Genomic DNA, 13,466 nt, shown 5'->3' with positions numbered 1-13,466 from the left:
CCCGTGAAGACCAAGCTCGTGGTGCTCGGCGCGGTGCTCGCGCTGACCGCCTGCGGCGGCGGAGCCCAGCCCGCGTCCCCGGCCGCCCCGGCGGGCAAGAAGGTCGTCGCCGCCACGGCGTGGGAGGCCGCGCTGGCCAAGGCCGCGGGTGCGACCGACGTGCGGGTCGTGGTGCCGGCGACCGTGGCGCACGCGGCGGACTACGACCCCAAACCGTCCGACCTCGCCGCCGTCGCGGGCGCGGACCTGGTGCTGTACGCGGAGTTCGAGGGGTTCGCGCCCCGGCTGAAGGAGGCTGCGGGCGGGTCGGCGCAGGTGGAGGCGGTGAAGCTGGAGAACGCACCGGAGGTGGTGCGCGCCGAGGTGACGCGGCTGGCCGGCCTGCTCGGCACCACCGACGCGGCCGAGAAGTGGCTGGCGGAGTTCGACACCACGCTGAAGTCGGTCGAGCAGCAGGTGCGCGGCTCGTTCCCCGGCGGCAAGGCGCCGAAGGTGGTCAGCCAGGCGTTCGTGGCGTACATGGCCGCGGTCACCGGCGCCGAGGTGGTCGGCACGTTCGGCCCGCAGCCGGTCACCCCGGCGCAGCTCGCCGAGCTCGCGGGCAAGCAGCCGGACCTGGTGTTCGACAACGCGCACATGTCGACCGGGACGGTGCTGCCCGGTTCGGCCGCGCGGCAGGTGCGGATCGTGAACTACCCGGGGGAGGACCTCGACCTCCTCGGCGTGTTCACGGCGAACGCCGCGGAGATATCCAAGGCCCTCAAGGCCTGACGGGGCGTGCACCCGGCGGACGGCCCGTCCGCCGGACGCCTCACGACCGCCGCACGAGGTCCTGCACGGCGCGGCGGTCCACCTTCCCGGCCGCGCCCAGCGGCAGCGCGTCCACCACGACCAGCCGCTCGGGGAACTTCCGCTGCTCCAGCCCCTGCGCCGACAGGTGTGCCGTCAGGTCCTCCAGCACGAGCGCCGGATCGCCCACGACACAGGCGCACAACCGTTCGCCCAGCACGTCGTCCGGCACCGGCACGCACACCACGTCCCGCACCGCCGGGTGCGTGACGAGCAGCGCCTCGACCTCGGCGGGGCTGATGTTCAGGCCACCGCGGATGATCACGTCCTTGCGCCGCCCGACCACGTGCAGGTAGCCCTCGTCGTCGATGCGGCCGAGGTCGCCGGTGCGCACCCAGCCGTCCGGCGTGCGGTAGCGCTCGTTCAGCTCGGGTGCGCCGACGTAGCACAGCGGCGACATCGGGCCGAGCGCGATGATCTCGCCGACCGCGCCGGGCGGCACGTCGTGCAGGGTGTCGTCCACGATGCGCAGGCGTGCGACGAACGGGTTGGGGCGGCCCGCGGTGTCGGCGTGGCCGGGCGGGTCGTCCAGGGCGGTGTGGCAGTTGACGCCGTCCGCCGAGCCGTAGACGTTCACGACCGTGCAGCCGAGCCTGTCGCGGACGCGTGCGGCGGTCGTGGCGTCCAGGGCGGCGCCGCCGAGTGCGACCACGCGCAGGCTGGACGTGTCGTACCGGTCGAGGTCGGGGAAGTCGGCGATCATCCGCAGCATGGTGGGCACCGCGAGCACGTGCGTGGGGCGGGCGCGTTCGACCATCGCCAACGCGGCCGTGACGTCGAACTTGGGCAGCAGCACGAGGGTTCCGCCGTGGACGGCGAGCGTGACGGACGTGCCGTTGCTGCCGTAGGACGACGCCAGCGGCACCAGCACGAGGTTCCGCAGCTCGGGGTCGCCGCCCATCAGCTCGCCGATGAACCGGCCGCGACCGCCGACGAGGGCGTTGTGCGAGTACAGCACCATCTTCGGCGCTGCCTCCGAGCCGGAGGTGACGAGGATGCGCGCGGGTCCGTCCGGGTCGGGGGACGCCGGGGTGAACCGGGCCGGGTGGGCGGCCAGCAGCGCCGCCGCCGGCACGCAGCCCGCCGGCACCACGCCGTCGCCCGCCGCGATCACGGTCCGCAGCTCGGGCAGCTCGCCGGCCAGCGCGCGGGTCCGCTGGGCGCAGGGGTAGTCGCCGTAGCGCGTCGTCGTGACCACGGCGACCGCGCCGGACCGGCTGAGCAGGCTCGCCGCCTCCCGGTCACCGCGCCCGACCGGGTAGGGCAGCGCGACGGCACCCAGCGCGGCCACCGCGAGGTCGAACGCGCACGCCAGCCGGCCGTTGGGCAGCTGGATGCCGACGACGTCACCCGGTTCCACGCCCATGCCCGCGAGGCCCGCCGCCAGGGAGCGGGCCATCAGGTCGAGCTCGCCGTAGGTGACCTCACCCTGCGCGTCGACGACGGCGACGCGGCCGGGACCGGCCAGGACGTGCTCGCGGAACAACGAGTACAGGTCGCGGTCGCGGTACAGACCGGTGGCGGCCCAGCCGCGGCGGAGCTCGTACGGCACGAGGTCCGCCAGGTGCCGCACGGCGGTGGTCGCGGCGAGTGTCACAGGAACCTCCACGGGGAGCCGAGAGCGGGACAGCCGCGGTCGTCGCGGCCCAGTACGGCGGCGAAGCGGGGGTCACCCGGCAGCGCCGCAAGGTCGGTGAGCACGTCCACGCCGCCGACCCGGCCGTCGACGGGAACGCGGAAACCGGGGGAGGGCCGGGACTTCGCGCCGGCGAGCAACGCACCGGCCGCGCCGAGCAGGCTGCTCTCGACGGCGACGCCGCGACCGGTGCGCCGGCGGGTCAGCACCCCGGCGAGCACGGCCTCCGCGCCGATCAGGCCACCGAGCACGTCCACCAGCGTCATCAGCGACGGCGCGGGCTCCTCGTCAGCTGGGCGCACCAGCTCAGCCAGACCGGTGCGGGCCTGGACCATGAAGTCGGTGCCCAGCGGCGGGTCCACGAGGTCGCCGCCGCCCCAGCCGGACGTGTGGGCGTACACCAGTCCGTCCGGCAGGTCGGCCGCCGTGAGCCGCCACCTCTCGGCGTTGCCCGGCGCCCAGTTGTGCAGGAACACGTCCGCGTCCACCAAGAGGCCGCGCAGCCGTTGACGATCGGCGGGGTCCTTGAGGTCGACCTCGACGGCGTCCTTGCCGCGGTTGAGCGCGAGCCAGCGGGCCGACAGGTCGCGGCACATCGGCGGCATGCCCCGCAACGGGTCACCGCCCGGCGGCTCGACGCGGATCACCTTGGCGCCCAGCAGACCCAGCAGGTGCGCGGCCATCGGTGCCTGGATGCGCCGGCCCGCCTCGTACACCACCAGGTCGTCGCCGGTGCGCGTCGCGACGCCGGCCGTGGGGCGGATGCTCCACGGCCGTTCGAGCGGCTGAACAGGACGGTGCACCCGGCAGACGCTGGCCCCGCTCACCGCCGCGGCGGTGGCGATCTGCGCGAACGTGACGGCGCGGGTCGCCGCGTGCAGGGCCTCGGGAATCGGCGCAGTCGCTGTGGCATAGCGGAACTGGTACGGCCGCCAGCCCGCGCGGACCGCGGCGGAGTCCGTGCCGAGCGCCGCCCAGAACGCAGCCCACACCTCGGGCACCAGTGCCTCGACCTCGAACCGCACCCCGTCGGCGGTGGTGAACGGCGGTCCACCGGGCCGCAGGTCGACCGCCTCCGCCTCGTCCGCCCCCGCCGCGGCGAGGTACTGGGACACCGTCAGCAACGCCGCCTCGGCCACGCTGGTCCGCACCCGCGGCGCGCCCCGCAGCACCGCCACGAGCAATCCCGTCACCGCCAGCACCCCGGCCGCCGTGCCGCAGTGGTCGACGCCGAGGCCGCGCGGTGAGCCGGACCGCCTGCCGTGCACGTGCATCACCCCGCACGCGGCCTGGACGGTCGCCTCGTCGCGCAGACCGGGGACGTCCACCGGACCGGCCCAGTCGACGACCACCTCGTGCCGATCACCGCCGTCCAGCACCAGAACTGCCTCGGCGGGTCGTTCCGCGAAGCCGGTGTGCACCTCCGCTCCCAGCGCGCGGAGGTGTGCGCGCAGCACGCGTGCCGCCGCGCTCGTGCCCGAGACCGACGCGGTCGCGCCCTCCAGGGCCAAGGCGTGCAGTGCTGTGGCTTCCGTCATGACCCAGAGGTCGTACGCGCGGCCATTCGGGTTCCCACGGTGGTGTGATGTGCCGGTGACAGGTGACACGCAGTTGCGGCGGTTCGTGGACGAGGTCGTGATCCCCGCCGAACCGGAGCTCGACGCGGGCGGCGGTCTCGCACTGCGCGACCTCGCCAAGCAGGCCGGGTTGTGGGCCCGGCCGCTGCCGGTCGAGCTGGGCGGCGGTGGTCAGCCGCTGGCCGGCTACCTCGCGGAGGCCGAGGACGAGGGGCGCAGCGACCACGGCCCTGACGTCGTGGGCTCGTCGAGCCTGCTGAACACGCGGATGCTGGCCGCGCACGCACATCCGGAGCTGCGGGACGCCGTGCTGACCGACCTCGTGGCCGGGCGCGCGCACGTCAGCTACGCGATGACCGAGCCGGGGGTCGCGGGCTCCGACCCGTCCGGGCTGCGCACCACCGCCGAGCGCGGCGCGGACGGCTGGTGGACCGTCACCGGCCGCAAGTGGTTCACCAGCGGTGCGGCCCGTGCGGACCTCGTGCTGGTCGTGGCCCGCACCGGCGACGGCTTCTCGGTCGTCGCCGTGCCGGCAGGCGGGTTCCGGGTGGACCGCGAGCTCGACGTCCTCGGTGCGGGCGGGCAGCACGAGATCTCGTTCGACGCGGTCCGCGTGCCACCGACGCACCTCGTCGGTGAGCAGGGGAACGGGATGCGGCTCGCCGGCGAACGGCTCGCGCTCGGGCGGACGTTGCGCGCGCTGCGCTGGGTCGGGCAGGCGCAGCGGTGCCTCGACCTGCTCGCGGACCGTGCGGTGGCGCGGGCGCTCGGCGACGGCGTGCTGGCCGACCGGCAACTGGTGCAGCGCCTGGCGTTCGAGTCCGAGCTGGAGGTGCGCGCGGCCCGGCTGCTGGCCCGCGAGGCGGCCGCGCTGGTCGCCGCCGGTGAGCGTGCGCCGGTCGAGGTGAGCCTCGCGAAGGTCGCCGCCGCACGGGCGCTGAACACCGCGGCCGACGCCGCGGTCCAGGTCCACGGGGCGGAAGGGCTCATGGCCGCAACGGGTCTGCCGCGGCTGCTGCGCGTGGCACGGGCCGCCCGCATCCTCGACGGCGCGGACGAGCTACACGTCGCGACCACCGGACGGCGGCTGCTCACCAGGCGTCGGGCGGCACCAGACCGGTGAGGAGCGCGGCGCCGAGGAACGTGAAGAAGTCGCCCCACACCACCTGAAGACCGGTCAGGCCGTCGTACTCGGCACCGTCCGGCAACGTGCGCAGCAGTCGTTCGCCCTCCTCGCGCCGACCGGCCTTCAGCAACGCCACGGCGGCGATCGCCACCGCCGAACTGTCCTGTGTGGACACGGTCCAGGCTGGACGCGGGTGGGTGAGCTGCAGCCACGCCTTGCCGCGCGGCCAGTCCGGGTCCAGTGCCAGGTGCGCTTGCTGATGGCAGCGCGCGACGGCGTGGTGGCCGTGGGCGTTCAGCAGCGGAACGAGCCCGGCCGCCCCGTCCGCGCGCACGGGCTGTCCCTCGGGGGCCAGCGCCGTGCCCCACGGAACCGCGCCCAACTCGCGGTCGTAGCACCGCGCGAGCCGGTCCGCGACCAGGGCCGTGCTGGGGCGTGCGGCGATGGTCCCCAGCCGTTCCGCGCCGCTGCCGTACCAGAAGATCATGCCGCGCAGCACCGTGTCCGCGTCCGCCCAGACGTCCAGCCGGTCCCGCACCGCGGCGACGTCACCGGTGCCGGTGACGAGGCTCCGCAGCGTCAGCAGCCCCGCCCAGAACCCGCCGGTCCACGACCCGCGGGCCGAGGTCTTCCACCGCCCGTCGTGGCGGTAGAGCGGAAACCGTTCTCCCGCCGCGGCTTCGGCCTCGTCGACCCGGTCGCACAGCCGGCGCACCAGGTCGTGCGCCCAGCCGCTCACACCGCCACCGCGGTGCGCCGGACGACCAGCACGCCCACGGCGGCCGCCAGCCCGAACGCCACGCCGACGACACCCCACAGCCACGGGTAACCGGCCTGCTGCAGCACGAGCCCGGTGACCGGCGGCCCGGCGGCGAACCCGGAGAAGAACCCGGCCGACACCACCGCCGCCGCACGCCCGGCCAGCCCTTGCGGCACCGCCCGCAGCACCGCGACCATCGACACGGCGTTGCCCGCCACCGCGAACACGCCGATCCCCGCCGCACCGAACCACACCAGCCAGTGCACGTGCTCGGCCAGCGCCACCACCGCGACCGAGACGACGGCCCCGAGTGCCAGCAACGGCAGCACGGCGGCAGGGTCGCCCGCTCGCCCCGCCGCCGCGCTCCACCACACCCGGCCCGCGATGCCGACCAGCCCCACCACGGCGATCGACCACGCCGCGACGGGTGCCGGCAGCTCCAGCCGGTCCACGCCGTACAGCGGGAAGAAGGTGTTCACCGACGCCAGCCCGAAGCCGAGCGCCAGCGAGAACACCGCCAGCGCGCGCACCCGGCCACCCACCCGCCCGCGCCCGCGCTGAGCCGGGACCGCCGGCACCGCGAGCCGTGTGGCCAGCACCGCGCCCACCAGGCACAGCACCGCGAGCACCCCGACGCCCCAGCGCCAGTCCACCACCGCGGCGGCACCGGCCAGCGGCACGCCCGCGACGAACGCACCGAGCTGCACCCCGGACTGCTTCCACCCGGTCACCGCCCCGAGCCGCTCCCGTGCCACGGCGGCGACGACCACCTTGTTGGTGGCCGGGTTCGCCAGCGCCTGCGGCACCCCGCCCAGCGCCACCCCGGCCGCGATCCACCACATCGACCCGGCGACCGCCAGCACCGCCAGCGCCACCGCGCTGACGACGAACACCCCGGCCAGCCCGCGCCGCGCCCCGACCCGGTCCACCAGCGCCCCCGCGGGCAGCGACAGCAGCGCCGCCACCGCGAACCCCACCGCGACCAGCGCACCGAGCTGCCACTGCGCCACGCCGAGGTCGGTGACCAGCACCGGCCCCAGCGCGCCCAGCACGAACAGCTGCAGCATCGACACGGCCATCGCGGCCGTCGCCAGGACGGCCGTCACGCCGTCACCCAGTAGTCCCAGAACGCGTGCAGCACCAACGCGACGATGACCGCGTACCAGAGCACGAGCACAGTGCTGTGCAAGCGGCGCAACGGCGCGAGGCGTGGCCAGGTGTCGAGGGTGGTGTACCAGAACAACGGGATCACGACGATCCACACGACGATGCAGTACAGGCACAGCGCGTGGATGTCGTAGAGGCTGACGACGACAAGCCAGTGCACGAACACCACGGCCAGGCCAGTGCCCGCGTTGAGGGCGAGCCGGTAGGAGCGCGGCGGCGCGAACCCGGCCAGCAGTGCGACCCCGGTGGTCACCACGACCGCGAACCCGGCGATGCCGAGCAGCGGGTTGGGGAACCCGAACGCCGCCGCCTGCGGGCTGTCCATCACCGGCCCGCAGGACACCACCGGGTTCAGCGAGCACGTGGGCACGTGCGCCGGGTTCCGCAGCAGCGCCAGCTTCTCCAGGGTGAGCGCGGCGGACGCGGCGAACCCGAGTGCGCCGCCGGCCACGTACAGCCACGCCAGCGGGCGGCTCATCCGGCCAGCGCCGCGTCGATCTTCGCGCGCAGCTCGCGGTCGACGTCGGCGAACGACTTGCCCGACGGCTGGAACTGCTCGCCGTTGAGGAACAGCGTCGGCGTGCTCTGCACCCCGAGCTTGCGCGCGTCGGCCACGTCGCGGTCGATCGCGGCCCGCACGTCCGCGGACGCCATGTCGGCGCGGAACCGGTCCAGGTCGAGCCCGGCGGCGGTGGCGAACTGCTCGAACAGGCCGATCGCGCGGTCGCGGTCCGCACTGGTGTTCTGGCCGTCGACCGCCCAGCGGTCGTAGTTGCCGTAGAGCGCGTGGTACATCTCGGCGTACTTGCCCTGCCGGCCCGCCGCCTCGGCCGCCTGCGCCGCGGGCAGCGCCAGCGGGTGCATCTCCAGCGGCAGGTTCCTGGGCACGATGGTGACGCGCCCCCGGTAGTCGTCCTCCAGCTTCTTCGTCACGCCGGAGTAGTAGGCGGAGCAGGCCGGGCACTGGAAGTCGAGGAACTCGACCAGCACCACCCGGTCACCGTCCACTTTGGAGAGCGTGTGCGCACCGGCGGGTACCAGCGCGGCGGTTCTGTCCTCGGCGCCATCGCGCTGGAACAGCAGCACACCGCCGAACACGGCGGCCGCGAGCAGCACGACCACGGCGGTCAGCACCACGTTGAGCGACACGCCGCGGCGTGTCGTGACGGGATTCTTCTTCGTGCGGGACATCCTGTTGCGCCTCGGGTTGTTCGGGGACTCCTTGCTCAGGTAGTGGTCGGATCGGAGGCCGAGGAGTTCCCGGTCCGCCGTCACTTGCGCCAGACGGTGCCCCTGCGCTCGTACTCCAGCACGGTCTCGACGCGTTGCGCGGTCTGCGCGCCGACGAACCGTTCCACCAGCCAGAGCGCGATGTCCAGGCCGGACGTGATGCCACCGCCGGTGATCAGGTCGCCGTCGTCGACCACGCGCGCGTTCACCACGGTCGCCCCCTGCGCGGCGAGGTCGGCCTTCGCGCCGCTGTGCGTGGTGGCGTTGCGGCCGCGGGTGAGGCCCGCCGCGGACAGCACCATCGTCCCGGTGCAGATGCCCACCGGCAGCACGTCCGCCCCGGCCAGCCGGCGCAGGAAGCCCTGGTCGCCGATGAGCCGGTGCACACCGGGGCCGGTCCGCGCGGCGTACCCGCCGCCGGGCACCACCAGCACGTCGGCCTCGCCGGGCGACCAGCCGCGCGCGACCTCGACCTTCGTGCCGTACGTGCAGGTGACCGTGCCCGGCCGGCCGGGCGTGACCTGGGTGGTCACGACGGCACCGCCGGACATCCGCCCGGCCAGGCCCAGCACCTCCACCGGTGCCACGAAGTCCTGCTCCTCCACGCCGTCGAACAACAGCACCTGGACGCGCAGCGGCTGCGCCGCCGACGCGGTGGCGCCCGCCGCGCCCGTGATTCCCAGCGACAGCGCCGATGCGCGCAGGAATGTCCGTCGTTCCACGGTGACCTCCCAGGTCCGGTGTCGTCCTAGGAGTCGGCCGTGAGGTCGGTCCGGTTCCCGAGCGCGTTGCGCAACCTCAGGCTGTTCGCGACCACGAGCACCGACGACAACGACATGGCCGCGCCCGCGATGAGCGGGTTGAGCAACCCGAAGGCAGCGAGGGGGAGCGCAGCGGCGTTGTAGCCGAACGCCCAGACGAGGTTGCCCCGGATGGTGGCGAGCGTTCGCCCGGCGAGCACGACCGTGTCCGCGACGGCGCCGAGGTCGTCGCGCACGAGCACCACGTCGGCGGCCTGCGCGGCGATGTCACTGCCGTGCGCGACCGCCATGCCCAGGTCGGCGGCGGCAAGTGCGGGCCCGTCGTTGACGCCGTCACCGACCATCGCGACCCGGTGGCCCTGCGCGCGCAACCGTTCCACGACGGCGACCTTGTCCGCGGGCCGCACGTTCGCGACCACCTCGCCGACCCCGACCTCCGCGGCGACGGCCCTGGCCGCGGCGTCGTGGTCGCCGGTCAGCAGCACGGTGCGCAGGCCGAGCGAGTGCAGGCGGGCGACCGCACCCCTGGCAGACGGCCGGACCGTGTCGCGCAGGGCGGTGCCGCCCACCACCACACCGCCGCGCGCGACCAGCACCCCGGTCGCCGCGCCGAGACCCGCGAGCCACTCGGTCGCCGCCGGCGGGACCGGGAGCCGCAGCCGTGCCATGAGCTCCGCGGAACCGACGACCACGGCGACGCCCTCGACCTCGCCCCGTGCGCCCGCACCGACCAGGGCCTCGAACGCGGTCACCGCGGGTGCGTCCGGGCAGGCGGCGGCGATGGCCACGCCGATGGGGTGTTCGGAGGCGGCCTCCACGGCGGCAGCGGCGCGGAGCACGTGGTCGGCGGTGGTGGGCGGGTGTTGGGAGGCGGCCGCGGTCCGGAGCACGTGGTCGGCGGGAGTGGGCGGGTGTTCGGACACGGCTTCCACAGCCACGGCCTGCGACCCATGGTCGGCGGGGGTGGGTGAGTCGTCGTGTGCGGCTTCCGGCCCAGGCACTCGCTCGTCCCCGAGCGCCCACGTCTCCACGACCTCCATGCGGCCGGTCGTCACGGTCCCCGTCTTGTCCAGCACGACCGTGTCCACACCGCGGGTCGCCTCCAGTGCCTCCGGCCCCTTCACCAGGACGCCGAGCTGCGCCGCCCTCGCCACGCCGACCATCAGCGCGGTCGGCGTGGCGAGGCCGAGCGCGCAGGGACAGGCGATGATCAGCACCGCGACCGCAGCGGTGAACGCCTCGCGCGGGGAGTGGGCGGTGAGCAGCCAGCCGGCCAGCGTCAGCGCGGAGAGCACCAGCACGACGGGCACGAACACCGCGCACACCCGGTCGACCAGGCGTTGCACGGCGGCCTTGCGCTCGGCCGCCCGTTCGGCCAGCGCCCGCATCTGCGCGAGCTGGGTGTGGGCGCCGACCGCCGTCGCCCGCACGACCAGCCGCCCGGCGCTGTTGACCGTGCCGCCGACGACCGGTGCGCCCGGACCCACCTCCACCGGGACGGGCTCGCCGGTCATGGTCGCCGTGTCGACCGCGGAGAACCCCTCTGTCACGACGCCGTCCGCGGGCAGTGCCTCGCCCGGTCGCACCACCACCAGGTCGCCGACCAGCACCTGCGCCGCGGGGACCGTGGTCTCGACGCCGTCGCGCAGCACCCTGGCGTCCTTGGCCGCGATGCCCGCGAGCGCTGTCAGCAGGCCCACCGCGGAGCGCCGCGACCGCAGCTCGAAGTAGCGGCCGGCGAGCAGGAACGTCGTGACACCGGCGGCCACGTCGAGGTAGACGGCGTCCGCGCCCTCCGCCGTCACGCCGAAGCCGAGCCAGTGACCCGGCCCGGACGGCCCGGCCGCGAGCGACCACACCGCCCACCCGAACGAGGCCAGCACGCCCAGCGACACCAGGGTGTCCATGCTCGACGCGCCGTGCCGCAGGTTGCGCAGCGCCGCGCGGTGGAACGGCCAGGCCGAGTACGCGACCACCGGCAGCGCGAGCAGCACGCACACCGCCTCCCAGCCGGGGAAGCGCAGCGCGGGCACCAGCGCGAGGCTGATCGACAGGTTGCCCAGCGGGATGGCGAGCACCGCCGCGACCACCAGCCGGTGCCGCAGCCCGGTGACGACGTCGTCACCCCGTTCCTGCCCGGCCACGGCCGCGTCGTACCCGGCGGCGCGCACGACCTGCACGGCGTCGTCGGTGCGCATCCCCTGCGGCAGGTGGACGATCGCGCGTTCGGTGGCGTAGTTGACGGTGGCGCGCACGCCGTCGACCCGGTTCAGCTTGCGTTCGATCCGGGTGGCGCAGGCGGCGCAGGTCATCCCGGACACCGACAGTTCGACGGCGTTGTCCGCGGTGGTGGTGGTCATGGCGGGTCAGTTCTTCCTTCCGGACAGTTCCGCGAGCATCGCGTTGTAGGCGGCCAAGCGGTCGTCGTGCCCGGTGTCGGTGGCGCGGTCGAACCGCACCGCCTCCCGCCGGTCCGCCACCGCCCACTGCCGCAGCAGTGCGAGCACGACGACGAGCATCGGCACCTCCCCGGTGGCCCACGCGATGCCGCCGCCGAGGCGCTGGTCGGTGAGCAGGTCGGGCAGCCACGTCAGGCCGAGGGTGCGGTAGAAGTGCTCGGCGATCACGGTCTGGTGGTTCATCAGGACCACGCCGAAGAACGCGTGGAACGGCATCACCGAGAACAGCAGCCCGAGCCGGGCCAGGTGCGGCAACGCCCGCGGCGCGCGGTCGACGCCGATGACGAGCCAGAAGAACACGCAGCCGGTGACCAGGAAGTGCAGGTTCATCAGCTGGTGCGCCCAGTGGAAGCGCATCGCGGCACCGAACAGGTCCGAGAAGTACAGGACGTAGATCCACCCGACGAACGCCGTCGCGGCCACCGCGGGGTGCGCGACCAGCCGGGTGGCCCGGCAGTGCAGCAGCGCCGTCACCCACTGCCGCGGCCCGGCCGGCAGCACCCGCAGCGCGAGCGTCACCGGTCCGCCCAGCACGAGCAGCACCGGTGCCAGCATGTTCAGCGACATGTGCGCGACCATGTGGGTGCTGAACATCCCCGCCGCGTACCGGCCGACCCCGGACGACGTCACGACCAGCACCACCGCGCACCCCAGCAGCCACGCGACCGTCCGCCCGGCGGGCCAGGTGTCACCTCGGCGCCGCAGCTTCCGCACCGCTACCGCGTACCCCGCAGCCAGCCCCAGCGCGCCCAGGCCGAACACCAGGTCGAGGCGCCAGCCCAGCACCAGTTCCGCGAGGCTCGGCGGGTCGGGCAGCTCGTAGCCGAGCACGGTCTCCTGCGGCGACGGCCGGTCGGCGAACCACGCGGGCGGCACGAGGTGGGTGAGACCGGTCGAGGCGCCGAGCACGAGTCCCAGCACCACCAGCTCGGTGCCGAGCGGCCGCTGCGGGCCCCAGCGCGCACGCAGCAGCGGCACGGCCACACAAAGGGAAAGCTTGAGCAGCAACAGGACCGCATACCCGGTGTGGAGCCCGGACGGTCCGATGAGGACCGCCGCGGTCACCGCGCCGCTGAGGACGAGCACGACCACGCAGCCCGTCGTGAGCCGGTGGTAGCGCCGGACGACGACATCGGTCGCAGCGGTGCCCGGCCTGCGCAGGTACGCCCGCAGCGCGACGAGCGAACCGACCCACACGGCGGCGGCCGGGATGTGCCACACCACCGCGTTGGTGGCGACGTCGTGCCACGCACCGTTGGCGACGTGCCCGGCGACGACCGGCGCGAGCACCCCGGCCAGCGCGGGGCCGAGCCACAGCACCGAGGTCGTCCACGTCAGCGTCGCCCGCGCACCGGCCGCGACGACCACGGCGGCGACCGCCGAGACGATCCACGCCTTGGGTTCCTCGGTGGCGGCCACGAGCCCGCCGAGGTGCTCCAGCGCGACCGCGACGGACTGCCCGGACGCGTCGGCGGCGGACAGGACGACGGCGGCAGCGGCCGCACCGGCCCACACGGCCGCAGCCGTTGCGGCGGTGCGCACGGCGGCGAAGGCGTGCGGTGTCAGCCGGGCGCGCTTCGGCGGTGCGGGCACGACGAACGCCCCGAAGACGAGCGCTCCCACCGTGATCGTGGCAGCGGCGTTCGCCGCGGTGCGCACGAGGCTGAACGCCAGCGCCGTGGCCCTGCCGGGATCGCTGTCGCCCAAGGCGGCGTGCACGTCACCCGCCCAGAGCACGACGACCGCGACGCACACCACCGAGCCGACCGACGCGACCGCGACGGCCCTGTCCACCCTCATGCCCAGGCGGTCGGACGAAGCCCTCGCCGAGTTCCCGGCCTCAGTGGATCAGGGGCGCCGGTGTGACGCAGCCGACTGCGCACAGTGGACGGAGCCGGCGG

General features: G+C 74.7%; 11 protein-coding genes. 2 read left to right on the top strand and 9 right to left on the bottom strand.

All coding sequences use genetic code 11. From position 1 onward, the window contains the following. Positions 1–3: 3 nt before the first annotated feature. Positions 4–771 carry a hypothetical protein gene (locus ACVDFE_RS27880; RefSeq protein WP_458432465.1) on the top strand — a complete coding sequence of 256 codons (768 nt, stop codon included), beginning with the start codon at positions 4–6 and terminating at the stop codon, positions 769–771. A 40-nt stretch (positions 772–811) separates the two neighbouring features. Here ACVDFE_RS27880 and ACVDFE_RS27875 read toward each other — a convergent pair whose 3' ends face one another. Both ACVDFE_RS27875 and ACVDFE_RS27870 read right to left on the bottom strand, forming a co-directional pair. Then, a complete protein-coding gene (locus ACVDFE_RS27875; RefSeq protein ID WP_458432464.1) occupies positions 812–2,446 on the bottom strand; it encodes an AMP-binding protein in 1,635 nt (544 codons plus the stop codon). Continuing rightward, a complete protein-coding gene (locus tag ACVDFE_RS27870) occupies positions 2,443–4,023 on the bottom strand; it encodes a CoA transferase (protein ID WP_458432462.1) in 1,581 nt (526 codons plus the stop codon). Before ACVDFE_RS27870 ends, ACVDFE_RS27875 begins: the two co-directional genes overlap by 4 nt. Before the next feature lie 55 nt (positions 4,024–4,078). Here ACVDFE_RS27870 and ACVDFE_RS27865 point away from each other — a divergent pair, with 55 nt between their 5' ends. Further along, entirely contained in the window at positions 4,079–5,185 is a 1,107-nt protein-coding gene (locus ACVDFE_RS27865) for an acyl-CoA dehydrogenase family protein (protein ID WP_458432460.1), read from the top strand. Here ACVDFE_RS27865 and ACVDFE_RS27860 read toward each other — a convergent pair. Genes ACVDFE_RS27860 through ACVDFE_RS27830 form a run of 7 tightly spaced genes read right to left on the bottom strand, consistent with a single transcriptional unit; the run spans position 5,154 to position 13,365 of the window. Further along, complete coding sequence (locus ACVDFE_RS27860) at positions 5,154–5,927, bottom strand: hypothetical protein (protein WP_458432459.1); 774 nt, start codon at positions 5,925–5,927, stop codon at positions 5,154–5,156. The two genes, ACVDFE_RS27865 and ACVDFE_RS27860, sit on opposite strands and share 32 nt — an antisense overlap. Next, positions 5,924–7,054 carry an MFS transporter gene (locus ACVDFE_RS27855; protein ID WP_458432458.1) on the bottom strand — a complete coding sequence of 377 codons (1,131 nt, stop codon included), beginning with the start codon at positions 7,052–7,054 and terminating at the stop codon, positions 5,924–5,926. Before ACVDFE_RS27855 ends, ACVDFE_RS27860 begins: the two co-directional genes overlap by 4 nt. Beyond that, positions 7,051–7,593, bottom strand: coding sequence for a vitamin K epoxide reductase family protein (locus ACVDFE_RS27850; RefSeq protein WP_458432457.1), 543 nt, complete (start codon positions 7,591–7,593; stop codon positions 7,051–7,053). The genes ACVDFE_RS27855 and ACVDFE_RS27850 overlap by 4 nt, the downstream gene beginning before the upstream one ends. Then, on the bottom strand, positions 7,590–8,390 hold the full coding sequence (locus tag ACVDFE_RS27845) for a DsbA family protein (RefSeq protein ID WP_458432455.1): 801 nt from the start codon (positions 8,388–8,390) through the stop codon (positions 7,590–7,592). Before ACVDFE_RS27845 ends, ACVDFE_RS27850 begins: the two co-directional genes overlap by 4 nt. Beyond that, positions 8,387–9,067: a DJ-1/PfpI family protein gene (locus ACVDFE_RS27840; protein ID WP_458432454.1), complete on the bottom strand. Its 681-nt coding sequence runs from the start codon at positions 9,065–9,067 to the stop codon at positions 8,387–8,389. The genes ACVDFE_RS27845 and ACVDFE_RS27840 overlap by 4 nt, the downstream gene beginning before the upstream one ends. A gap of 26 nt (positions 9,068–9,093) precedes the next feature. Further along, positions 9,094–11,466, bottom strand: a complete 2,373-nt coding sequence (locus tag ACVDFE_RS27835; protein ID WP_458432453.1) for a heavy metal translocating P-type ATPase — start codon at positions 11,464–11,466, stop codon at positions 9,094–9,096. Between the two features lie 6 nt (positions 11,467–11,472). Then, complete coding sequence (locus ACVDFE_RS27830) at positions 11,473–13,365, bottom strand: cytochrome c oxidase assembly protein (RefSeq protein WP_458432452.1); 1,893 nt, start codon at positions 13,363–13,365, stop codon at positions 11,473–11,475. Positions 13,366–13,466: the final 101 nt, after the last annotated feature.

The organism is Lentzea chajnantorensis (assembly GCF_054300775.1).
This window is presented reverse-complemented; position numbering and strand designations above follow the sequence as displayed.